This is a genomic window from Sorangium sp. So ce204 (assembly GCF_051526795.1).
GTDB lineage: Bacteria > Myxococcota_A > Polyangia > Polyangiales > Polyangiaceae > Sorangium > Sorangium cellulosum_B.
Genome location: NZ_CP150317.1, coordinates 4,979,259 through 5,000,822 on the forward strand (window position 1 = coordinate 4,979,259; position 21,564 = coordinate 5,000,822).

The window sequence follows — 21,564 nt, forward strand, 5'->3', positions numbered from 1 at the left end:
TGCGATCACAGGGGCACTTGGATCACGTCCTCGCAGGTGAAGTCGACGCCCAGGGAGACCTCGACGTCGGCCTGGACCACGGCGCACGTATCGTCGCAGAGGATGATCGCCGTCGGGTTCGCAGGCTCGTCGTAGCGCCACGTGCCTGCGACCGAGCAGGCCTGATCATACGAGAGCGTCGTCGGCATGTTGCTCGTGGCGCTCGTGTAGGTCACGTTGACCTTTTGCTTGTCGAAGCTCCTCCCGTCGGGCGGCGGCGGGATCGGGATCGTGCATGAGACAGCGGCGCCGCGGATCTTCTCGATCGCGGCCTTGAACGCGGCCGTCGTCTGCGCGGGGTCGCCGGTGTTCAGCATCGACGCCTCTCCCGTGCCGCCTGCAGCCGCGATCTCGTGCAGGTTCGTGAGGCTGGGCGGCGCGCCTTCCCCCTGCGGACTGTCGACCCCGATCACGAAGGTCGAGATGTTGCTGGAGAGCGCGGCCTCGACGTTACTCACGACGTCCTGGAGCGCGTTGCCGCCTTGCCGGCACCCCTCCGGATAGCCGTCGGTCACGAGCACGATCGCATATTTCCCGGGGTGCTGCTGGCGCTGCGCTTCGATGAAGCCGACGATGCCGTCGACCGCGAATGCCGTCGGCGTGCTGGTGCGCCACGAGAGCCTGTCGCTGATTTCCGGCTCGATGACGTCGATCGCCTCGCCGAACGCCGGGGAGGGCAGCGGCGTCATCGGGACATCCGGGGTCGAGTAGTCGGCGGCCTGGCACGCCTGAGTCGTCTGAGCCGAGCCCGGGAAGAACGTGAGCGACGCCTGGAACCCGGTGGACGCGGGATCCGCGAAGAACTGCTTCGTCGCGGCCACGACGGGATCCCACTTGAGATCCTTCCTGCGCCACTCGACGTCGCTCGCTGTCATGCTGGCCGATACGTCGAACGCGAACACGAGGTACACCTGTTGAAACCCGGCCTGGGACGACTGGGTGGCGCACGCGTCCCCCGCGCCCGTCGAGCTGCCGCTGCCGCTGCCGGTCGTACCGGAGCTCCCGCTCGATCCCGTGCCGCTTCCGTTGCCGAAGGTGTCGTCGTAGCCGGTGCTGGTGCTGCTGCTGGTGCCCGAGCCGGCGCCGGCGCCGGAGCCGGAGCCGGAGCCGGAGCTGCTCTGCGAGCCAGCGCTGTCCTCGCTGCCATCGTTGGCCCCGCCGCACGCCGCGCCGATCAAAGCCACCATTGGCAATGCAATGGCTATCCTGGGCAATCTCATGAGCCGACTCCTACTGGAACGCGTGCCAGCGCGGTCCGCGGGCACGAAGTTAGATAGCAACGAGAGGTCTCCAGAGGCGGAATTTTCCAGTGCATGCCTCGCCGGAGCCCCGGGATCGATGACGAGTATAGTCGATGACGCTGATCTTTGCGCGGGATACGGTCCGAAAAGACGCGGCGTCGAGTCGCGGTCGTCATCGCGCAATGCGCCGCCGTTCACGCAACCGGCATGGTCGTCGGAGTGAAATCTCACATCCGGGCGTCGTCTTCCGGCTGATTGACGGCACGATTCGCAACGTCCACAGCATGACCGTGAACAGCAGCTTCACGACGACGGGGTGGCCCGAGGCGCCTTGAGCACCAGCTCATCTCGCCGGGCGAGGAGCGCGGGGCCGCGGCTCCGACCCGGGGGTGGTGCGCGCGCTGGGTCCTGTGCCGTCGCGGGGGCGAGGCGGGACGACCCATCGGGTCGGCTCGACCTGGCCGCCTCCCTCCCGCACGGCGAGGTCGACAAGCGCGGCCATCCTCCTCGCCACGTCCGTGAAGGTGTCCTCGGCCTCGCGATCCTGCGGAAGCCGGTCCGGCAGGGTGGGGCGCGTGCGGTGGATACGATAACGGTCGGACAGGCGCGCGCCGGGGAAGGCGCGGCGCAGCTCCTCCATCCCGCCGATGAGCGCGACGAGCGAGCCCATGGTCGCCGTGCCGTTGTCGGAGTCCCAGCCGGACAGGGTGCCGATCTGTACGGTGCGCCGGAAGCTCCCCTCACCGAACAGGAGGGCCAGCGTCGCTGTCGCCAGGTTGATCGCGGATTCCGTGAACCCCCGATAGACGAAGCCATGCGCCGAGGCCCGCTCCTGGTAGCGATCCGCAATGGCATCGCGGGCGCGCTCCCAGGCGTCGCGATCCCCGGTCGATAGATAGGCGGACAGCACGAAGTCGATGACGTCGGCGGCCTTGGACTCCGCCGGCAGGTAGCTCCTGGCCTCACGGACGATGCGCACGATCTCCTGTCGCCGCGGCTTCTCCAGATCGACGGTCGCCGCGAGCGAGAAGAGGAGAACATGGAACTCTGCGGCGTGCGCGGCGTGATCGCGCGCGGTGGTCCGGATGGGGAGGTCGGCGATCCGCCGCGCCAGCTCCGGCATGCCGGGCGCGAGGGCGCCGAAGATCTCCGTGGTGAGCTGGGCGTCGATCTGGAGCGCGTCCGGGTTGAGGGCCGGATCGCTCGTCGCGGGGGGCAGCACGCCGCGCTCGAGGAGATCGCGCGCCCTCCGGTTGGAGACCCAGATGAAGTCGTTGATGTGCGCGCGCCACCCGTCCCGGATCCGCTCGGGGGAGAGGAAGAGCGTCCCCGCCTCGGTCATGAGGTGGAGGTAGACATACTCGATGTCGGTGTCATCGTCGGCCGGGCAGGGGTCGAGGAGGACGAAGTCGATCGGCGCCCCGCCGCGCCCCAGGGGCTTTCCCCAGTCAGCGTCGGTGAAGAAGGGGCGCTCGATGCGGACGCCCTCCGTGCGAAGCCCTGTCCAGTTGGCGATGCACGCGCCAATCCACATCGCGCGGAGCCGCTCGGCGTAGGCTGCGCGATCGAGCTGGAGCCGCGGCCTCGGGGACATTCCCGGGGCGTCCCGTTGCTCCATGGGGGCGGCGAGCGCGCGGCGCGGCGCGTCGCCGGCGCCCGCGAGCGGCGAGAGAGAGAGGAGCGCGAGCAGGAGGCCGCGCGCCCACGCGCGAGGGCCGACGCGGGGCGAGCCTTCGACAGGGCGTCGATCGCGGCGGGTGCGCATGAATTACCCCCTCGAGTGCGCGATCGGTGCGTCGCGCATGTCCTCGCTTCGCGGCGGTGCAAGCGAGGTGCCTCGCCGAGCCCGCTCCCCTGGCGTCGTTCGCGCCATTAGGTTTCGATCATGAACGCCGGAAGTCTCGATGGGCGCGGCGCGCGCGCGCTCCTGGACCACCTTGTCTCGAGCGCGGCCCGCCATCTCCTCGGCGCGTCCCTCGCCATTGCGCCGGGCGCCGCGTCCATCACGCCGGTGCTGGAGGATCTCCTCTCCTTTCATCCCGGGTGGATGACACGGAGCGTGACCACGCATGACCCCGCAGGGGGCAACGATGATGGATATCGCCCGGGGGTCGCGATCGAGGGGGAGCACCGGGTCCTGTTTCACGCCCGCGGGGAGGGGAGAATCGCGCGGATCTGGATGACCGCCCCCCGCGCGGAGCTCGAGAGGCCGGACCAGGAGATCTGGATCGAGATCGACGGACACACAGCGTTCCGCGGGTCGCCCGGCGATTTCTTCGGGGGTAGGGGCCCCTGGAGATCGCCTCTCGTGCTCGACGTGGACGCGAGCTCGGGCGCGTATACCAGCTACGTCCCCTTCGCCTGGTCGAGCGAGGCCAAGGTCCTCTTCCGGGGCGTTCCCATCTATTACCAGATCACGTACCGCGAGGGCCCCGGGGCCGCGTCGGGACCGACGCCCGAGGAGCTGTCGCGGTTCATGACGGAGGACTGGACAGCCACCCTGCCCGCCCCGCCGCGCCGGGAGAGCCTGAGCGCCAGCGCGCCGCTCGTCCTGGCGACCGGCCCCGCGACCGTATCCGGGGTCGACGTTCACATCCCGGCGAGGAGCTTGAACGACCTGTCGGTGAGGATCGGCGGACAGCCGCCCATCCCAGCGTCGTTCTTCTTCGGCCTCGCCAGCTCGGGCACCGACGCCGACGGCGGATGGACCACCTTCAGGAGCGCGCTGCACGCCGCCTGGACGCCCGACGCCGCAGGGGCGGGCAGGCTCGCGACGCGCCTGCCGATCCCGCTGGCCGAAGGCGAGGTGCTCTCGCTCGAGGCCGCGCCCGGGCAGGAGATCGCGGGTGTCGAGGCGGCCGTCGGCCTCGCGCCCGCCCGCCGAGGCGTGCGGCTGATCGCGCAATACCGCGATCAGATGGCCCCCGGACGCGAGACGACGATGCCCCTCTTCGAGAGCGATGAGCCGCTCCAGCTCGTCGCGCTTCTCGAGGAGATCAGCGGCGGCCGGCCGAACGATCGGACGTACCTCGAGGGCGACGAGATGATCCGGACCGACGGGATGTCGCACCCGCTGCAGATAGGGACCGGCACCGAGGACTACTTCAATGGAGGCTTCTATTTCCTGGGCGCGCACCATAACCCGTTCAGCGGGCAGCTCCGCTTCCTCGTCGTCGATCCCGAGGATGGATGGAAGAACGCCACGTTCGTCCATTCGCTGTACCGCCTGCACGTGGCCGATCCCATCGTGAGCCGCTCCGGTCTGCGCTTCGGTATCGAGGCCGGGCCGACCGGCGCCTACACGCCGCTGCGGGTGCGCTCGCTGGGCCTCTCTTACGCATTCTCGGAATATCAGGTGATCGGTGAGCAGAAGGTCCGCGCGACCGGGCGGCGGCGGCTCGTGCATTCGGCCGTCGACGCCGAGCGGCTGGAGCTCCGGCGGCGCTCGTGGTCCAGCGAGGGCCGCGGGATCACCCGGATCGAGGTCGCGTGCCCGTCCGATGCGCGCGGCCTGTTGCTGCTCCGCGCGTACTCCGCGGCGAACGCCCCCCAGACGGCGCGCGTGAGGCTCGGCGGGCGGGAGGTCGGCGTGCTCCACGAGATGCAGGCGAACCCTGTCCGGTCGCTCGCCGAGGACGCGCTGTGGATCGACCTCCTCCCCGAACAGTGCGGCGCAGGCAGGCGCCCGGTCCTCGAGATCGACGCGACACACTCTCCGGCGCCGTGGAGCGAGCGGGGTTACACGCTGCGGTTCTTCTCCGGACCTCCCACGCCTCAGCTCACGCAGGGGCCCGCGGTGGAGATCTTCGACTCGGAGAACCTCCCCGGGGGGCCGTTCTATGTGAACGATCACTCGATGATCCAGCTCGCCGATGGCCGCTGGATCCTCACCGGGATCTTTCACCGCGAGCCTTATCGACCGGACGACGAGCGCGAGTTCGTCCTCGCCACCGCGCCTGGCCCCGGGCCGGTGAGCTGGATGGGGTCCGTCTCACCGAGCCTCACGCTGGCGCCGGAGCGCTCCTCGATTCACGCCCTCTCCGACGAGCGCTGGATCTGGGCCCCGCACGTGGTCCGGGACCGGGACGGCAGCCTGGTCATGATCTTTCACGTGGGCACGCACGACCCCGACCGATCCGGCTTCCGGATCGCGCGTTCGCGCGACGGTTTTACCTGGAGCCGCGAGGGAGGGACGCTGTTCGAGGACATCTGCGTCGCCCGCGATCCGATGCTCGCTCGGCTCGGCGATCTGTGGGTCGTGTACTATACGCGCTGCGCGTCGATCGCGTCGCCCCTGAGCGGCGTCGCCTACCGCACGTCGCTGGATCTCTTCCACTGGAGCCCGCCGGCCATGGCGCTCACGCTCGGGCCGGAGACGGCGATGCGCAACAGCGGTTATACCGAGTCGCCGTTCGTGTTCGAGCGGAAAGGGTGGTTTTACCTGACGCTCACCAGCTATCCTGTCGACTACGACGCCACGTTCGTCTACCGCTCGCGCTCGCCGTTCGCGTTCCCGCCGCGCGCGGTCGCCCGGCTGCGCGCTCACGCGGCCGAGTGGGTCGCGGAGGGCGGCGACTTCGCGTCGGGGCGCCTGTTCTTCACGCACGCAGGGGCCGGGAAGGGCGGCGTGTTCCTCCAGGAGCTCCTCGGCCTGTGAGGCGCGCCGCGAGGGGTTTCAAGCCCTGCGCGCCGGGTGTAGGATTCGCGCATGAAGGTACTCAAGCGCGTTGGGCTCGGGCTCGTGGCGGTCGTCCTCCTGTTCGTGATCGTGGTGATGACGCGGCCTTCCACGTTCCGCATCGAGCGTTCAGCGACGGTGGCGGCGCCTCCAGAGGCCGTGTACGCCCAGATCGTCGACTTCCACGCCTGGGCGCGGTGGTCGCCGTGGGAGGGGCTCGATCCGGCCCTGAAGAGGACCTACGACGGGCCCGCGTCCGGCCCCGGCGCGTCGTACGCGTGGTCGGGCAACGACGACGTGGGCGAGGGGAAGATGACGATCACGGGCGCAGAGCAGCCGTCGAACGTCACGGTCCGGGTCGAGTTCATCAAGCCGATCGAGGCGACGAACACGACGACATTCACGCTCGTTCCGGCGCCTTCCGGCACGAAGGTGACGTGGGTGATGGAGGGGGAGAACGGCTTCATGGGCAAGGCGTTCGGGATGTTCATGGATATGGACAAGATGGTCGGCGCCGACTTCGAGAAGGGGCTCGGGGCGATGAAGCAGATCGTCGAGTCGAAGGCGGCGCCGCCGAGCTGACCGAGCTGCGCCGTCCGACCCGGGTCGACCAGCGCGCGCGCTCGCCGGTTCGACCCGGGTGAATCCCGGGTGAATCCCGGATGAATGACGAGCCGCAGGCGAGCGTCGCGCCAGGATGAGCTTGCCTGCGCCGGGTGCAGGCGAGGACTCCCATGGTGCTTGTCGGACGGAACTCCGCAGGCGACATGCTCGCCCGCGCGAGCGTGGCCGCGATCCGTCGACTATCCTCTCGCGCCCATGAGCGTCCATGTCGTCGTGTGCGCGTTCGCGATTGCCCTCCTCTCCGCGTGCTCCAAGACGTCGTCATCGGCGACGACGTCGACGGATGCGGGCGCGGGCGCGACCGGCGGCGCGCGCCTCCGCATCGCCGTCGTGCCGAAGGGGACGACACACGAGTTCTGGAAGAGCGTGCACGCAGGCGCGGTGAAGGCCTCGCGCGAGCTCGACGTCGACGTCGTGTGGAAAGGGCCGCTCCGGGAGGACGACCTCAAGGCGCAGGTCGATGTCGTCTCGAGCTTCGTCGCGCAGGGCGTGTCCGGCATCGTGCTCGCGCCGCTCGACGCCACGGCGCTGAGGGCGCCGGTGCGGGCGGCGAGGCAGGCGAAGATCCCGGTGGTCGTGTTCGACTCCGATCTCGCCAGCGACGATCACGTGAGCTTCGTCGCGACCGACAACGAGGCGGCCGGGAGGCTGGCCGGTGAGCACCTCGGCAAGGCGATCGGCGAGGAAGGCAAGGTCGTCGTGCTCCGTTACCAGGAGGGCTCGGCGAGCACGCAGCACCGCGAGAAGGGGTTCCTCGACGCGGTCCGCGCGATGCCCGGCGTCACGGTCGCGAGCGAGAACCAGTATGGCGGCGCGACCACGGAGTCGGCGTTCCACAAGAGCGAGAGCTTGCTGCTCGCGCAGAGGGCGGCGGAGGGGGCCATCGCCGGGGTCTTCACGCCGAACGAGTCGACGACGTTCGGGATGCTTCAGGCGCTCCGCAAGACGAACGTCGCGAGGAAGGTGAAGTTCGTCGGCTTCGACGCGTCGGAGAAGCTCCTCGGCGCGCTGCGCGAGGGCGACATCGAGGCGCTCGTCGTGCAGAACCCGTTCAACATGGGGTACGTCGCGGTCAAGACGATGGTGGCGCACCTCCACGGAGAGAAGGTCGAGGCGCGCATCGACACGGGCTCGCGCGTCGTCACGAGGCAGGACCTCGACGACCCGGCGGTGCAGGAGATCGTGAGACCCGACCTCGCCAGGTGGCTCGGGGAGTGAGCGGCCCGTGGGCGGAGAGCGCGCGCCCCTCCTCGAGGTGACCGGCCTCGCGAAGGCGTTCGGCCCGAATCCGGTGCTGCGCGACGTCTCGCTGCGGGTGGCGCCCGCGAGCATCCACGCGCTCCTCGGCGAGAACGGCGCGGGCAAGAGCACGCTGGCGCGCGTCCTGCTGGGCATGGAGCGCGCGGACGCGGGCGCGGTCCTGCTCGGAGGGGCGCGGTACGCGCCGGCGTCGGCCGAGGAGGCGCGCCGCGCGGGCGTCGTCCTTGTGCCGCAGGAGCGGACGCTCTGCGCGCACCTCACGGTCGTCGACAACGTGGTGCTCGGGATCGAGCCGCTCGCGCGCGCGCGGCTAGGGCTAGAGATCCGGGACCGCTCGCGCGCGCGCGCCGTGGCGCGTGCGGCGATCGCGCTCGTGACCGCCGATCCGGGCCGCGTGCCGCTCGACGCGCGGGCCGGGGAGCTCGGCGTCGCCGATCAGCAGCTCGTCGAGATCGCGCGGGCGCTCGCGCAGGGCGGCCTCCGCGAGGACGGGCGGCTCGCGGCGCGGCTCCTCGTCCTCGACGAGCCGACGTCGAGCCTGGGCCAGTCGGACGCCGCGCGCCTGTTCGAGCGCGTCGGCGCCCTGCGAGACGCCGGCCTCGCGGTGCTGCTCGTGACCCACTTCCTCTCGGACGTGCGCGCGCACGCCGATCGCTACACGGTGCTCCGCGACGGCCGCGTAGCGGGGGAGGGCGATCCGCGCGAGATCGAGCCGGCGCAGATCGTCCGCGAGATGCTGGGCCGCGCGCTTGACGACACGCGCGCAAGCGCCGACACGCGCGCAAGCGCCGACACGCGCGCAAGCGCCGACACGCGCGCAAGCGCCGACACGCGCGCAAGCGCCGACACGCGCGCAAGCGCCGTACCCGAGGCGGCGCGCCCGGACGGGGGCGAGGTGGTGCTCGAGGCCGAGGGCGTCTCCGGCGTGAAGCGGCCGAAGCGCGCGTCGCTGACGCTGCGCCGGGGGGAGATCCTGGGCATCGCCGGCCTCGTGGGCTCGGGGCGGACGGAGCTCCTCCGCATCCTCGCGGGGCTCGATCCGAGGCGCGGCGGGACGGTCGCGCTGCGCGCCCCTCGCGGGATCGGCCTGCTGAGCGAGGATCGCGGCGGGGAAGGGTTGATGCTCGGCCGTTCGCTCGCCGAGAACGTCTGGCTCTCGCCGCGCGCCCCGCGCTTCGCCAGGCCGAGGTCGCTCCTCTCGGAGGGGGCGCGCTGGATCGAGGAGCTCGCGATCCGCGCAGGGGGGCCGGAGCAGCGCGTCGGCGAGCTCTCGGGCGGCAACCAGCAGAAGGTCCAGATCGCGCGGCTGCTCCGCGAGGACTTCGACGTGCTCCTCGTCGACGAGCCGACGCGCGGCATCGACGTGGCGAGCAAGGCGCAGGTGCTGGCGCTGCTCCGCGATCTGGCGCGCGCCGGCAAGGCGATCGTGCTCGTGTCGAGCCAGCTCGACGAGCTCGTCACGACCTGCGATCGCATCGCGGTCCTCCGCCGGGGGACCCTGGATCCGCCGCGGCCCGCGTCGTCGTGGACCGAGGCGTCGCTCCTCCTGGAGGCATCCTCGTGAAGAAGCGTCCGCCGTGGGTAGGGCCGCTCGTGGCGCTGCTGCTCGTCTATGCGCTCTTCGCGGCGCTGACGCCCGACACGTTCCTGCGCAGCCAGAACCTGCTCACGATGGCGCGGCAGACGGTGGTGGTCGGCATCTGCGCCGTCGGCATGACGCTCGTCATCGCGACCGGCGGGATCGACCTCTCCACGGGCTCGCTCGTCGCGTTCACGACGGTCGTCCTCGCGAAGCTCCTGCGCGCGGGGGTGCCGGCGCTCCCGGCGGCGCTCGTCGCCGCGGCGGCGGCGGGCGTCGTGGGCGCCCTCGTCGGGACGCTCGTGGGGCGGGCGCGGATGGTGCCCTTCGTCGTGACGCTGGGCACGATGAGCGCGCTGCGCGGCGCGGCGAAGGGGCTCGCGTCCGAGCAGAAGATCGACGCGGATCCGCGCGGGCTCGACGCGCTGCTGTCGTCCGACCTCACCGCGCCCGGGCTGTGGATCGCGGCGGCGCTGGCGATCCTGGTCTTCGCCGTGCTCATGTTCACGCGCTTCGGGCGGCACGTGTTCGCGGTCGGCAGCAACGAGGCCGCGGCGCGCCTGTGCGGCATCGACACGGGGCGCGTGAAGATCGCGGTGTACACGCTGTCGAGCCTCCTCGCCGGCGTCGCGGGGGTGATGGAGTTCTCGACGCTGACGGTGGGCGACCCGACCGACTCGATCGGCCTGGAGCTCGAGGTCATCGCGGCGGTGGTCATCGGCGGCGCGCCGCTCTCGGGCGGCGAGGGGAGCGTCGCGGGGAGCGTGATCGGGGCGCTGCTCATCACGGTCATCCGGACCGGCGGCGTCCACCTCGGGTTGCCGAGCTGGGTGCAGGAGATCGCGACGGGCGCGATCATCGTGATCGCCGTCGCGGTCGACCGGGTGCGGCGCGCGCGGGGGGCGCGCGCCGCCGCGGGCTGACGGTGATTCGACGCGCGCGGCCGGTGTGTCGAGGCGTGTCCGATGCTCGCAGATCCGAGGGAGCAAGCGGGCCAGGTCGGGCTCGCCTGGCGTCGTGGGCCGCGCACAGGCGGCCTCGACGCCTGGATGAAGGGCAGGGGCTCGGGCTGTACATCGCTTGCCGTGCGGCGGAGCGCAACGGCTTCCGCCTCGGTTTGCGGCCGTCCTCAGGGGATCTGCACCTCGGTGGAGCCGATCTTCTTCGGATCGTTCGGATCGTTGATGTTGTCCCAGCGGCGGTACAGCTCGACGGCAAAGGCCCCCTTGCTCAGGCCCTTGATGGCCATGCCGATGTCATAGCGGCAGTCGCACCCGGCCACGGACCCGGGATCCATGTCCACGGGTTGCACGAGCACATCCACCCTGCTGCCGGCGATCCGGACGAACCCTTCCACCTCCTGATCGCATCGGAACTGCGCGGCGCGGTACTCGAGGTGGACAGCGCCGCGCTCTGGCGTCGCCACGAGCGCCTCCTGCACCGTGTCGTCGTACGCGCCCGCCTTGCACTCGCTCTGGGTGAGGCCCTCGATCGCCTCCGCATCCTCCCAGCCCTCGGGCAAGTCCGCGCCGCCACAGCCGACCACCAGGAGCGCCGCGATCAGCCACGCTGTGTTGTGCATCTCATCCCTCCGGTGCGCTCTCACTGCAACGTGTGTGCCTGGTGTGTGCACCCAACCTCACAGCGCGCAGCGGCGGATCTCGGGGGACATCCGTGTCGTGGGTGTGCCATGGGCTCTTCGGTCGCCGTGGGATCGATGAGCGGACCGCCGCATGACGGAGGTACGCTGCGATGATGCTGGCGACTGGCCACGCGAGGAGCGAGCGGCCCGAGAGGTGTCCACGCCGCTGAGCAAAACCTTTCGGATCGAGGAGGGCGTGATGCGGCGATCGCTGGGGCTGATCTTGTGCTTGTCGATGGCGACCGGGGTTGCGGCTTGCGGGGACGACCCGCATGGGGGTGACGGGGGGACAGGCACGGGCGGCGCCGGAGCGACGAGCTCCTCGGGGGCCGGCGTGAGCTCCTCGGGAGCGGGCGCGGGCTCGGGCGGCTCGACGCCGGAGCCTCCGGTGCATGAGGGTGATGGCCCCGCGGCAGGCAACCCGGAGGGGAGCTGCGCTGTTCCGGCCGAGGCCCAGGCCGCCGACACGTCGTCACCGACGACGGTGATCGGCGACGGGACGCCGGAGAGCTGCACCTCGGAGGCCGTCGTCAGCGCCGTCGCGGCCGGCGGCATCATCACATTCGACTGCGGCCCGGAGCCGATCACCATCACGCTCGAGGAGACGGCGAAGATCTTCAACGATACTGGCCCCGAGATCGTGATCGACGGCGGCGGGCTCGTGACCCTGAGCGGCGGCGGGCAGCGGCGGATCCTCTACATGAACACCTGTGACGAGGCGCAGGTCTGGACGACGCCGAACTGCGACAACCAGGACCACCCGCGCCTGACGGTCCAGAACCTCACCTTCCTCGGGGGCAACTCGACGAACGATGACGACGAGGGCGGCGGAGCCATCTTCGCGCAAGGCGGGCGCCTGAAGGTCGTCAACTCACGCTTCTTCAACAACACGTGTGATCCGACGGGCCCCGACATCGGCGGCGCCGGGATCCGGGCGTTCATGCAGTACAACGGCCTTCCGCTCCACGTGGTGAACAGCACCTTCGGCGGCGCCGAAGGCTACGGGAACGTGTGCGCGAACGGCGGCGGGATCAGCAGCATCGGCGTCTCCTGGACGGTCATCAACAGCCTGTTCTCCCACAACCGCGCGCTCGGCAACGGCGGCAACCCCCCGATGGCCGGGACGCCGGGCGGCGGCAGCGGCGGGGCCATCTACAACGACGGCACCACGATGACGCTCACGCTCTGCGGGACCCGCATCGAGCGAAACGAGGTGAACGCCCACGGGAGCGCGATCTTCTTCGTGAGCAACGATCACACGGGAAACATCGTCATCGACCGGTCGGTGATCACCAACAACATCGGCGGGTCGTGGTACCCGACCTATCCGCAGATCTCGAACCACGACGACACGCCGATCATGGTCACGGCGTCGACCATCGAGTGAGGGCGGCCGGTCGCGCGTGGCCCTGGCGCCGCTCACAGGGGTCGCCCGACGATCCCCTGCGCGGTCGGCGCTGATGCGGTGACAAGTCCGAGCTCATCTCCCGCCTCCCCCGCGCGGGGAGAGCGGCCTCGGCGGGTGGCCGCTGCCGTCGGCGGTCTCGAAGCGCTGGAGCCGCCGTGCGGCCGGGCATTTCTCGCGGTACCACCCCAACCTGGGTCGGGACGTGGCGCCTGCCCTCGGCCAGCGAGCGGCCCGGGCGACCCGGGCGGGCGCCGCCGCACCTATTCAGCTCACCGCGAGCTCCGTAAGCTCGCCAGCGCAGGCCGCAGCCCTGCGCGCAACGTCGGCACCGGTTCGTCTGTTCCTCTCCTCTGCCGCCGCGGACGCCGCACTCTGTGCGGAGCTCGTGGCCCACCTGAAGCCCCTGGAACGGCAGAGGGTCGTCGAGGTCTGGCACGATGGCCGGGTCCACGCCGGCGGAGAGCCGGCGACCGAGGCGCTGGCGAGGCTCGAGGCGGCGGAGGTCGTGGTGCTGCTGGTGAGCCCTGCGTTCCTGGCCTCGGATCGCCACGTCCACGAAGAGGCCGCGCGAGCGCTGGCCCGGCGCGCTGCGGGCGAGGTCGATGTCGTGCCGGTGCTCGTCCAGCACTGCACCTGGGAATGGACCGAAGATGGATGCGGCAGTAGCATTGACCCGCTTCGCGCGTTTCTCCGGGAACGCGGCGCCGTTGTCCCTCGGGCGGGCGCTCGAGGCGGCGCAGCGCGCCGGCGACAGGCGGCGAGAGGCGACATGCATCGAGAGCCTCGGGGACATCGCGCGGGCGCGCTCGCAACGCGAGGAGGCGAGGGCGCGCTACGACCAGGCGCTGCCGCTCTATCAGCAGGTGGGAAACGTGCGTGGCGAGGCCAACTGCATCATGAGCCTAGGCGCCGTCGCGCTGGCGCGCTCGCAGCACGAGGAGGGGAGGGCGCGCTACGACCAGGCGCTGCCGCTCTACCGGCAGATCGGCGATGTGCTCGGTGAGGCCAATTGCATCACGCGTCTTGGAGACATCGCCTTGACTCGCAACGATGCCAACGCTGCCCGCGCTCATTACGAGCAGTCGCTCGCCCTGTACCAGCGTATCCCGGATCCCTACTCGATCGGGTGGCTCCGCCGTCGCCTTGCCCTCATCGCGGCGTCCGACAGCGCCGGCCATCATGGGGATATCGATGCTGCGCGCAGCGGGTGGAGCAGCCTCGAACCGCTCGACTTCGACGTGGACGCAGACCTGACCTTGCCTGGTGAGCTCTGATGAGCTCCCGCGCGCGCCTGCGCGTGAGCAGCTGCGCCTCGGGGGCGATCCGGTCGGCCGTTGCCACCTCTGTGCAGCTCGATGAAGAAAGCTACCGTCGCTGCCGCGGCCTGACCCGGGTTGGCCTTGCGGGTCGCCTCAACCCCGGGTCGCCTCGACCCGGGTGGCGGCGCCTGCGCGTCGGTGATGCGTGGCGAGCGCCGCGACACACAGGAGGCCGAGAATCAGCTCCACGGCGGTCGCCAGCACGAGCTCCTGCGCCGGAATCCCGTCCACTGCCATGCCGAGGAGGCGGGAGAGGCCGTAGGAGACGTACATCACCGCGCCGAGCACGCTCGCGGTGAACGCCAGCCGTGAGACGAAGGCGCCGAGCAGGATCACCGCGCCGGCGCCCAGGAGCGAGCCACCTGCGGCCCGTGCTTCGCTGAGCAGGCTACGGCTCTCGCCGAGCGAGATCCCGCTGCTCGCGTGGAAGGCGACGGGCGCGACGAGCGACGCGCCGCCGATCCCGAGGAGCACCAGGCCGGCGACGAACAGCGTCGCCGTCACGAGCCGCGGGGCCTGCAGGTTCGCTGTTCGCCTCGCGACGGGGATCGTCGCGACGCCGGGCGCGGTCCGCCGACCGGTCGTACCTGTCGAGCCGATGACGAGGAGGGGGCCTGGACGATTGGACATGATGTTCCTTGCTGGGTAGTGCATCCAACGTGCGGCGCCCTGGAGGGACGAGCAATCATCGAAAGTCCGAAAATAGTTGCAGTTCGTCCATGATCGATGGACGTCTGGTCGAGGCTGGGGCACGCTGTGGCGCGTGTCGAGCCCTCGCAGCGTCGTTCCTGCCCCGGACCCGCTCGGAGAGTCGCTGCACCTGTTGCGGCTGACGGGCACCCTCTACTGTCGCGCCGAGCTCTCCGCGCCGTGGGGCATCGACGTGCCCTCGCTGGAAGGGTTGATGACGCTCCAGGTGATCACCGCGGGGCACTGCTGGCTCGAGGTCGACGGGGCGCCGCCGATGCGCCTCCAGCAGGGAAGCCTCACGCTGATCCCGCACGGTACGCCGCACCGCTTTCGCAGCAGCGCCCGCGCGCGCACGGCGCCGCTGTTCGAGATCCCCGTCGAGCAGATCAGCGAACGATACGAGATCATGCGCCACGGCGGAGGCGGCGAGGTCACGCACGTCACGTACGCCGCGATGCGCTTCGATCACGTCGTCGCCCGGCGCCTCGTCGCGCAGCTCCCCCGGGTCTTGCACATCGACACGTGGGACGACGAGGACACCGGCTGGATCCACAGCACCCTGCGCCTCATCTCCCGTGAGGCCCTCACCCTCCGCCCGGGCGGGGAGACGATCATGACCCGGCTCGCCGACGTCCTCGTCGTCCAGGCGATCCGGTCGTGGCTCGGCTCGTCGCCCGAAGCGGGCCGCGGCTGGCTCGCCGCCATGCGGGACGAGCACGTGGGGCGCGCGCTGTCCGCGATGCACCGCTCGCCGGAGCGCCCGTGGAGCCTCGTGTCGCTCGCCCGCGAGGCGCGCATGTCCCGCTCGGCGTTCGCGGCGCGGTTCACCGAGCTGGTCGGCGAGCCCGCGATGCATTACCTGGCCGAGTCGCGGATGCAGCTCGCCCGCGCGCACCTCCAGCAGACGTCGGAGCCCCTCTCGGACATCGCGCGGCGCGTCGGCTACGGGTCCGAGGCGGCGTTCTGCAGGGCGTTCAAACGGGCGCTCGGCGTGCCGCCAGGCAGCGTGCGCCGCGGCGTCGCGACGGCGGAGCACGCGCCGAGGGCGGGCGCCCGGCCGTGACCGCATCCGGTCACACTCTGCCGCCGCCGCGCGATGGAGGGGGATGCCGAACCGCCGCTCGCCCCCCGGACCGCATCACCTGCTCGCGCTCGCGCTGGCCGCGGCGCTGACCGCGCCCGCCGCTACCGCGCGCGCCGATACCTGCGCCGCCACCGAGGGCCAGGCGCTCCCGGACGCGCTGCCGATGCGCGACTTCGCCGCCCGCCTCGGCGAGCGCATCGACGCGTGCGCCGCCGACGCGCGGCGCCCCGACGCCGAGCGCTTCTGCGCGGAGCACGGGCTCGAGTGCGGCGCCGGGCGGGTCCGCGACTACGTGCGCGTCCGGACGCTCTTCGAGATGACGCGCGACGGCGGTCCGTTCCGGCTGCGCTGGAGCATCACCGATCGCAACCCGACCGCCTGGCACATCTGGGCCGCGTGGAGGCAGAGCCCGCCGCTCGCGTCGTCGGCCGGCCCCTCGGCGACGGCGGAGTGCGACGAGCTCTCGGCGCTCTTCGCCGGGCTGGCGCGCCGGCTCGACGTCCGCGGGGTCGGCCTCTTCTGGCCGACGTGGAACCACACGATCGCCGCGTGGGACGTGGCCCCATCCGTCCGCGTGCTGGTCCCGACGTCGCAGATCTTCCTCTCGTGCGACGCGACGTTCGACCGGACCACGTTCCTGCCGTCGAAGCAGCGCGTCGTCTACGAGCTCCGCCCGACCGACGCGCTCGACAGCGTGCCCGTGCCGCGGCCCCTGGCGACGTTCCTGCTCGATCAGGTGGCGCACTACGCGGGCGCGTCGCTCGACGTGCTCGCGATGATCCGGACGCACCGGGCGCTGCGCTACGGATCGAGCGTGCCGGCGTCCTGCGGTGAGGGCGCCGCCGCGGCGGCGAAGGCGCTCCGCGCACGGACGATCTCGCCGGCAGACCGCCGGGCGCTCGCGCGCTACGGAGCGACGGAGCTGGGGCTCGCCGCGCCGTCGGCCGAGGCGACGCTCGCGCAGATCGCGCGCTGACCGCGCCCCGCGGCGCTCAGTCCTCGCCCTGGACGCGATGGATGATGTACCTCGCGGCGAGCTTCCCGAGCTGGCTCGCCGCGGTCCGCGCGCGCCCTCCGCTCGACGGGTTGGTCAACGAGGCCGGCACCGCGGTGTCGATCAAGAACTCGTCGAACACGCCCCCGGCCGGATCGGTGAGCTGCACCATCGCCTTGAGGCGCGTGTTCTTGTTGAGCACGACCGCGAAGATGCCGGGCTCGTAGAACGTCACGTTCGCGCGGAGGAAGAACGGCGCGTCGGCTGCGCTCCTCGCCCTGACGATGGCGACGCCCTCCGACGCCGCCGTCGCGATCAGCGCCTCCGTGAACTCCTCGTTCATCGCCGCCTTGTCCTCCTGCCAGCTCTGCTGCTGCTCGGCGTCCTTGTCCGCCATCCAGTCGGCCTCGGAGCCGTCGCCGACCTGGAGGCCGTAGAAAGCGATGGGGACGACCCCGAAGCGCCCCTGGCCGTAAAACGGGTTCGGCACGGCTTCACGCATGGTCTTCCAGGGGTGCCCGCACCCGGCGAGCACCGGAGCCAGGCAGAGCATGAAGATCCAGAGCGCATGGCGACGGTGCACGGAGGGCCTCCTTGGCAAGCTGTCAGCGGTCAGCGGTCAGCGGTCAGCGGTCAGCGGTCAGCGGTCAGCGGTCAGCAGTGGCGGCGCGGCGCGGCGACGCTCAACCGCCGAGGATCGACGAGAGCCCGAGATAGCAGACCCAGGCCACGACGGCGCTCACCGGGATGGTGAGCACCCACGCCCAGAGGATGCGCGTGGTCACGCCCCAGCGCACGGCGCTCACCCGCTGGCTCGCGCCAGCGCCCATGATGCAGCCGGTGATCACGTGTGTCGTCGACACAGGCATCCCCAGGAACGACGAGGTCAAGATCGTCGCCGCCGCGCTGGTCTCGGCGGCGAAGCCATGAATTGGCTTGAGGTCGATGATCTTGGTCCCCATGGTCTTGATGATCCGCACCCCGCCCGCCGCCGTGCCGAGGGCCATGGCCGTCGCGCAGGCGAAGACCACCCAGAGCGGCACCGGGAACTCGCCGGGGCCCGCAGGGATCGCGCCGTACGCGAGCAGCGCCATGGTGATGATGCCCATGGTCTTCTGGGCGTCGTTGCTCCCGTGCGAGAGCGCCATGAAGCCCGCGGAGACCATCTGCAGGATCCGGAAGCGCCGGTTGACCAGCGCCGGCCGGGTGCGCCGGACGATCCAGAAGATGGCGATCATCCCGAGGAAGGAGATCACGAAGCCCACGACGGGGCTGATGATCAGGCTCTTGACCACCTTCAAGAGCCCCGCCCCCTGCACGGCCGCGGCGCCCGCCCGCCCGGCGCCAGCGCCCACGAGCCCGCCCACGAGCGCGTGAGACGACGACGACGGGATGCCGAAATACCAGGTGAAGAGGTTCCAGAAGATCGCGCCGACGAGGGCGCTGAGCACCACCACCTGGGTCACCGCCGAAGGGACGATGAGCCCTTTCCCGATGGTGCTCGCCACCGCCGTGCCGGTGAGCGCGCCCCCGAAATTGAACAGCGCCGCGAGCAGCACGGCGGTGCGGATGGGGAGGACTCCGGTGCTCACCACCGTGGCGATGGCGTTGGCCGTGTCGTGGAAGCCGTTGATGTAGTCGAAGATGAGCGCGACCACGACCACGAGGGTCAGCGTGACGAGGAGAGTGTTCATGGCGCGCCCCTCAGGCGTTCTTGATCACCAGCGCTTCCAGCGCGTTGGCGACGTCATCGCAGGCGTCGAGCGTGTTCTCGAGCCCCTCGAGGAACTCCTTGTGCTTGATGAGATGGATGGCGTCCTTCTCGGTGTTGAAGAGGTCGACGATCGCCGAGCGGAATATCTGATCGCCGTCGTGCTCGAGCTTGGCGATGGCCTTGCAATGCCGGTTGATGTCCGCCACCCGCTTCATCCCCCGGAGCAGCTTGACGGCGCTGTGAATCTCGGAGCATCCTTCCAGGATCTTGGCGGCGAGCTCCTGGCTCGCCGGCGGGAGATCCTCCATGGCGTGGACCACGACCCGCATCATCGTGGAGTGGACGCGATCGGAGACGTTCTCCAGATCCGTCGCCAGGGCGTAGATGTCGGAGCGATCGAGCGGCGTGACAAACGTCTTGTTGAGAGCGTCGTAGACGTCGCGGATCACCGCGTCGGCGGCGTGCTCGATGTCGGTGATCCGCGAGACCAGGGCTTGCCTCTCGCTGGCGCTCCGGGCGCTGCAGCACTCCGAGAGGACGTTGGCGCTCTGCAGCGCGCAGTCGGCGCCCCGCTCGAGCAAGTCGAAGAAGTGCTCTTCACGAGGTAAGAGCGATTTGATGACCCGATCGAGCCACATCATGTACCTTTCTTGGCGGGCGGGCGCATCCTAGCACGAGCGCGTGACGCTCGATGCGGGCGCTTCGCGTCGGGCAGCTGCCGCCGCGGCTGTGTAAGGTCTTATCGAAGCGTTGTGTAGGGGGGTAAGAAAAATTTACCCTCCTGTCCGTGGTCACGGGCGTCTCGAGGGGGAATGTCGGCCGTCGCGGTGGTTCGGGCCCTGCGCCGCCGGGGGTCGCTCGACGCCGCGCCCACGCCGGGGCAGCTCAGCGGCGGCGGGACCACGCGCCGGGCGGCACGCCGTTCCAGCGCTTGAACGCGCGGGTGAACGCGGCGACGTCGGTGAACCCGACCGCGAACGCCGCCTCGGTCACGGTCGCGCGGTGCGCCGCGAGGAGCTCCTCGGCCATCGCGCGCCGCGCGTCGTCGACGATCGCCTGGAAGCTCGTCCCGCGCTCGGACAGGCGGCGCTGGAGGCTGCGCGCGCTCTGGCCGACGGCGCGCGCGACGTGGTCGAGCGTGGCCTCGCCCTGCGGGATCGCCGTGCGCAGCTCGCGCCGCACGCGCGCGAGCACGTCCTCCTCGGCGCGCGGCAGCACGCGGTGCTCGCCCGCGGGCAGGCCGAGCGCGCGCTCGAGCTGCTGGGCGAGGAGCGCGTAGAGCATCGGATCGGTGGTGCTCATCCGCGCGTCGAGGAGCGCCCTCGGGTACTCGATCTCGGCGCGCGGCTCGCCGTAGCGGATGGGCGCGCGGAAGACAGCGCGCGCGAGCGCGCCGTCCGCGGGCGGCGGGCGCACGAGGCGGACGACCGTGGGCTCGCGGGGGGGCGTCGCGGCGCGCCGGAAGCGCAGGACGGTGGTCGCCGCGAGGTAGTCCCACACCGCGCTCGGGGCCGTGTGGCCGGGCGCGAGCGCGAAGCGGAACGTCACGTGGGCCGGCCCCTCCTCGAACGTGTGCGCGGCGGCGTCGTGGATGAGCCGCTGGAAGCGCAGGAACGCCCGCACCGCGCCGCGCACGTCGCCAGCGCTCGCGAACGTGTACTCGACGAGCGACTGCGGCGCGGCGTCGACGAGCACCGCGGCGCGCAGGCCGAACGACTCGTCCGCAGCCGAGAACGCGGCCCACGCGCGGCAGAGCTCGTCGTGCGTCACCCGCGCGTCGGGGCGGCCGAGCACCGCGGGGTCGACGCCGACCCGCGCGCACACCTCGGGCGGCGCGATGCCGTCGCGCTGCGAGGCGGTCACGACCGCGATGCCGAGCGCCTGCGCGAAGACCGTGGCCGGCTGGGTCGCGGGGCGCGGGGTCACGGAGGAGGCGCCCAGGGTTTCTGCGAGGGGCGGCGGCGTCAAGCGGCGTTCCGCCTGGCCCATCCTTGGCTCACGGTTTGCCGACTCTGCAGATGCAGATTGCGGTGGCGCCCAGCGCAGCCGTGAATCGCGCGTCGTGTGTGTGACGCGGAATACCAACATCCCTCGCTCAGGGGCGCAACCAGCCGTTGCGACCAGCTCGTGTTCGCTCTCGGAGGAAGACCATGACCGATCTGCCCACTCGCCTGCTCGGACGCACCGGCGTCCGCGTCACCACCCTCGGCTTCGGCGCCATGGAGCTGCGCGGCGCGCCGCGGGGCCCTGAGCTCTCGGATCAGGAGGCGGAGCGCATCCTGAACGACGTGCTGGACGCCGGGATCAACTTCATCGACACCTCCATCGACTACGGTCGCAGCGAGGAGCGGATCGGGCGCTTCCTCTCGCACCGCAGGCACGAGTACTTCCTGGCCTCGAAATGCGGGTGCGTCGTCGGCGGAGCCCAGGGCGAGCACGTGCATACGGCGCAGAACATCCGGCACGGCGTGGAGAACAGCTTGCGCCTGCTGAAGACGGACCACCTCGATCTGGTGCAGTTTCACCGGAGCCTCACCCGACAGGAGTTCGAGCAGGACGGCGCCCTGGAAGAGGCGCTGAAGCTCAAGAGCGAGGGGAAGGTGCGCTTCCTCGGCGTCTCGGGCACGCTGCCCAACCTGGTCGAGCAGATCGAGCTCGGCGTCTTCGACGCCTTCCAGATCCCGTACTCCGCGCTGCAGCGCGAGCACGAAGAGGTGATCAGCAAGGCGGCCCAGGCCGGCGCCGGGACCATCATCCGCGGCGGCGTGGCGCGCGGCGCGCCCACCGATTGGCAGCGCACGAATACCATGCTGCCGGGCACCACGATGCAGGACCGGTGGGAGCGAGCCAGGCTCGACGAGCTGCTCGATGGCCTGAGCCGGATCGAGTTCACCCTGCGCTTCACGCTGTCGCACCCGGGGCTCAGCACCACGATCGTCGGGACCCGGAACCCGAAGCACCTGCGCGACAACCTGGAGTTCGCGAGGAAGGGCCCCCTGCCGAGCGAGGTCGTCGCCGAGACGAAGCGGCGCCTGAGCCAGGCGGGATCGACGCCGGAGGCCGTGCCCGCGTCGAGCGTACGCGCGGGCGGCGCGGCGCAGGCGACGGCGCAGGCGTAGAGCCGGCGCTGACGAACCGCCGCAGGCGGCACGCCTGCTCACGGCGGCGCCGTGGTCGCTCGTTGCTGCCATGGCAGCAGCCGGTGGTGCTCCGCTGCTGATCCGCTGCTGCGGCACGGGCACTCCGCGAGGGCCGCTCGCCGCTCTTCCGACAGCGCCACGCGAGCGGGTAA

19 protein-coding genes and 1 pseudogene are annotated in these 21,564 nt (G+C 71.0%); 12 read left to right on the forward strand and 8 right to left on the reverse strand.

The features are described 5' to 3' along the window. Positions 1–5: 5 nt before the first annotated feature. Positions 6–1,226 (reverse strand): vWA domain-containing protein, encoded by a 1,221-nt coding sequence (locus WMF22_RS18360; RefSeq protein WP_438036549.1) that lies wholly within the window; start codon positions 1,224–1,226, stop codon positions 6–8. Between the two features lie 167 nt (positions 1,227–1,393). Here WMF22_RS18360 and WMF22_RS18365 point away from each other — a divergent pair, with 167 nt between their 5' ends. Then, positions 1,394–1,615: a hypothetical protein gene (locus WMF22_RS18365; protein WP_437300346.1), complete on the forward strand. Its 222-nt coding sequence runs from the start codon at positions 1,394–1,396 to the stop codon at positions 1,613–1,615. Positions 1,616–1,623: 8 nt separating this feature from the next. Here the strand turns inward: WMF22_RS18365 and WMF22_RS18370 are convergent, their stop codons facing one another. Continuing rightward, positions 1,624–3,045, reverse strand: a complete 1,422-nt coding sequence (locus WMF22_RS18370) for an ADP-ribosylglycohydrolase family protein (protein WP_437300347.1) — start codon at positions 3,043–3,045, stop codon at positions 1,624–1,626. A 120-nt stretch (positions 3,046–3,165) separates the two neighbouring features. On the opposite strand from WMF22_RS18370, the gene WMF22_RS18375 reads away from it, so the two are divergent. The 5 genes from WMF22_RS18375 (at position 3,166) to WMF22_RS18395 (ending at position 10,344) form a co-directional block, all read left to right on the forward strand. Continuing rightward, positions 3,166–5,937, forward strand: a complete 2,772-nt coding sequence (locus WMF22_RS18375; protein ID WP_438036550.1) for a DUF2961 domain-containing protein — start codon at positions 3,166–3,168, stop codon at positions 5,935–5,937. Between the two features lie 51 nt (positions 5,938–5,988). After that, positions 5,989–6,540, forward strand: a complete 552-nt coding sequence (locus tag WMF22_RS18380; RefSeq protein WP_437300349.1) for an SRPBCC family protein — start codon at positions 5,989–5,991, stop codon at positions 6,538–6,540. A 237-nt stretch (positions 6,541–6,777) separates the two neighbouring features. Next, positions 6,778–7,800 carry an ABC transporter substrate-binding protein gene (locus WMF22_RS18385; protein WP_438036551.1) on the forward strand — a complete coding sequence of 341 codons (1,023 nt, stop codon included), beginning with the start codon at positions 6,778–6,780 and terminating at the stop codon, positions 7,798–7,800. 7 nt (positions 7,801–7,807) lie between these two features. Next, positions 7,808–9,406: a sugar ABC transporter ATP-binding protein gene (locus tag WMF22_RS18390; protein ID WP_438036552.1), complete on the forward strand. Its 1,599-nt coding sequence runs from the start codon at positions 7,808–7,810 to the stop codon at positions 9,404–9,406. Next, positions 9,403–10,344 carry an ABC transporter permease gene (locus WMF22_RS18395; protein ID WP_437300352.1) on the forward strand — a complete coding sequence of 314 codons (942 nt, stop codon included), beginning with the start codon at positions 9,403–9,405 and terminating at the stop codon, positions 10,342–10,344. The genes WMF22_RS18390 and WMF22_RS18395 overlap by 4 nt, the downstream gene beginning before the upstream one ends. Before the next feature lie 206 nt (positions 10,345–10,550). On the opposite strand, the gene WMF22_RS18400 is transcribed toward WMF22_RS18395, so the two are convergent. Continuing rightward, positions 10,551–11,003: a hypothetical protein gene (locus WMF22_RS18400; protein WP_438036553.1), complete on the reverse strand. Its 453-nt coding sequence runs from the start codon at positions 11,001–11,003 to the stop codon at positions 10,551–10,553. A 259-nt stretch (positions 11,004–11,262) separates the two neighbouring features. Between WMF22_RS18400 and WMF22_RS18405 the strand changes: the two genes are divergently transcribed. The 3 genes and pseudogenes from WMF22_RS18405 to WMF22_RS18415 all read left to right on the forward strand — a co-directional run bounded on the left by WMF22_RS18405 (position 11,263) and on the right by WMF22_RS18415 (position 13,745). Continuing rightward, on the forward strand, positions 11,263–12,450 hold the full coding sequence (locus WMF22_RS18405) for a hypothetical protein (protein ID WP_438036554.1): 1,188 nt from the start codon (positions 11,263–11,265) through the stop codon (positions 12,448–12,450). A gap of 223 nt (positions 12,451–12,673) precedes the next feature. Continuing rightward, positions 12,674–13,099, forward strand: a pseudogene (locus WMF22_RS18410) (TIR domain-containing protein); the annotation flags it as partial. A 22-nt stretch (positions 13,100–13,121) separates the two neighbouring features. Next, positions 13,122–13,745: a tetratricopeptide repeat protein gene (locus tag WMF22_RS18415; protein ID WP_437300355.1), complete on the forward strand. Its 624-nt coding sequence runs from the start codon at positions 13,122–13,124 to the stop codon at positions 13,743–13,745. A 138-nt stretch (positions 13,746–13,883) separates the two neighbouring features. Here the strand turns inward: WMF22_RS18415 and WMF22_RS18420 are convergent, their stop codons facing one another. Next, entirely contained in the window at positions 13,884–14,420 is a 537-nt protein-coding gene (locus WMF22_RS18420) for a DUF4345 domain-containing protein (protein ID WP_438036555.1), read from the reverse strand. 133 nt (positions 14,421–14,553) lie between these two features. On the opposite strand from WMF22_RS18420, the gene WMF22_RS18425 reads away from it, so the two are divergent. After that, complete coding sequence (locus WMF22_RS18425; protein WP_437300357.1) at positions 14,554–15,543, forward strand: cupin domain-containing protein; 990 nt, start codon at positions 14,554–14,556, stop codon at positions 15,541–15,543. Between the two features lie 43 nt (positions 15,544–15,586). After that, positions 15,587–16,540, forward strand: coding sequence for a hypothetical protein (locus WMF22_RS18430; protein WP_437300358.1), 954 nt, complete (start codon positions 15,587–15,589; stop codon positions 16,538–16,540). 16 nt (positions 16,541–16,556) lie between these two features. On the opposite strand, the gene WMF22_RS18435 is transcribed toward WMF22_RS18430, so the two are convergent. From WMF22_RS18435 to WMF22_RS18450, 4 genes are all read right to left on the reverse strand, one after another. Next, on the reverse strand, positions 16,557–17,141 hold the full coding sequence (locus WMF22_RS18435) for a hypothetical protein (RefSeq protein ID WP_437300359.1): 585 nt from the start codon (positions 17,139–17,141) through the stop codon (positions 16,557–16,559). A 100-nt stretch (positions 17,142–17,241) separates the two neighbouring features. Then, positions 17,242–18,252: an anion permease gene (locus WMF22_RS18440; RefSeq protein ID WP_437300360.1), complete on the reverse strand. Its 1,011-nt coding sequence runs from the start codon at positions 18,250–18,252 to the stop codon at positions 17,242–17,244. 10 nt (positions 18,253–18,262) lie between these two features. After that, positions 18,263–18,913, reverse strand: coding sequence for a DUF47 domain-containing protein (locus tag WMF22_RS18445; RefSeq protein ID WP_437300361.1), 651 nt, complete (start codon positions 18,911–18,913; stop codon positions 18,263–18,265). A 244-nt stretch (positions 18,914–19,157) separates the two neighbouring features. Continuing rightward, the gene (locus WMF22_RS18450) at positions 19,158–20,198 is read right to left on the reverse strand and encodes an AraC family transcriptional regulator (RefSeq protein ID WP_438036556.1); all 1,041 of its coding nucleotides are present in this window, start codon (positions 20,196–20,198) and stop codon (positions 19,158–19,160) included. 224 nt (positions 20,199–20,422) lie between these two features. Between WMF22_RS18450 and WMF22_RS18455 the strand changes: the two genes are divergently transcribed. After that, positions 20,423–21,391, forward strand: a complete 969-nt coding sequence (locus tag WMF22_RS18455; RefSeq protein WP_438036557.1) for an aldo/keto reductase — start codon at positions 20,423–20,425, stop codon at positions 21,389–21,391. The last annotated feature ends 173 nt before the right edge of the window (positions 21,392–21,564 follow it).

Bases quoted from the DNA above. Each gene is read 5' to 3' on its own strand.
- WMF22_RS18360 (WP_438036549.1), bottom strand. From the start codon at position 1,226: ATGGTGGCTTTGATCGGCGCGGCGTGCGGCGGGGCCAACGATGGCAGC.
- WMF22_RS18455 (WP_438036557.1), top strand. From the start codon at position 20,423: ATGACCGATCTGCCCACTCGCCTGCTCGGACGCACCGGCGTCCGCGTC.
- WMF22_RS18420 (WP_438036555.1), bottom strand. From the start codon at position 14,420: ATGTCCAATCGTCCAGGCCCCCTCCTCGTCATCGGCTCGACAGGTACG.
- WMF22_RS18380 (WP_437300349.1), top strand. From the start codon at position 5,989: ATGAAGGTACTCAAGCGCGTTGGGCTCGGGCTCGTGGCGGTCGTCCTC.
- WMF22_RS18370 (WP_437300347.1), bottom strand. From the start codon at position 3,045: ATGCGCACCCGCCGCGATCGACGCCCTGTCGAAGGCTCGCCCCGCGTC.
- WMF22_RS18440 (WP_437300360.1), bottom strand. From the start codon at position 18,252: ATGAACACTCTCCTCGTCACGCTGACCCTCGTGGTCGTGGTCGCGCTC.
- WMF22_RS18385 (WP_438036551.1), top strand. From the start codon at position 6,778: ATGAGCGTCCATGTCGTCGTGTGCGCGTTCGCGATTGCCCTCCTCTCC.
- WMF22_RS18415 (WP_437300355.1), top strand. From the start codon at position 13,122: ATGGATGCGGCAGTAGCATTGACCCGCTTCGCGCGTTTCTCCGGGAAC.
- WMF22_RS18430 (WP_437300358.1), top strand. From the start codon at position 15,587: ATGCCGAACCGCCGCTCGCCCCCCGGACCGCATCACCTGCTCGCGCTC.
- WMF22_RS18400 (WP_438036553.1), bottom strand. From the start codon at position 11,003: ATGCACAACACAGCGTGGCTGATCGCGGCGCTCCTGGTGGTCGGCTGT.
- WMF22_RS18375 (WP_438036550.1), top strand. From the start codon at position 3,166: ATGAACGCCGGAAGTCTCGATGGGCGCGGCGCGCGCGCGCTCCTGGAC.
- WMF22_RS18365 (WP_437300346.1), top strand. From the start codon at position 1,394: ATGACGCTGATCTTTGCGCGGGATACGGTCCGAAAAGACGCGGCGTCG.
- WMF22_RS18445 (WP_437300361.1), bottom strand. From the start codon at position 18,913: ATGATGTGGCTCGATCGGGTCATCAAATCGCTCTTACCTCGTGAAGAG.
- WMF22_RS18405 (WP_438036554.1), top strand. From the start codon at position 11,263: ATGCGGCGATCGCTGGGGCTGATCTTGTGCTTGTCGATGGCGACCGGG.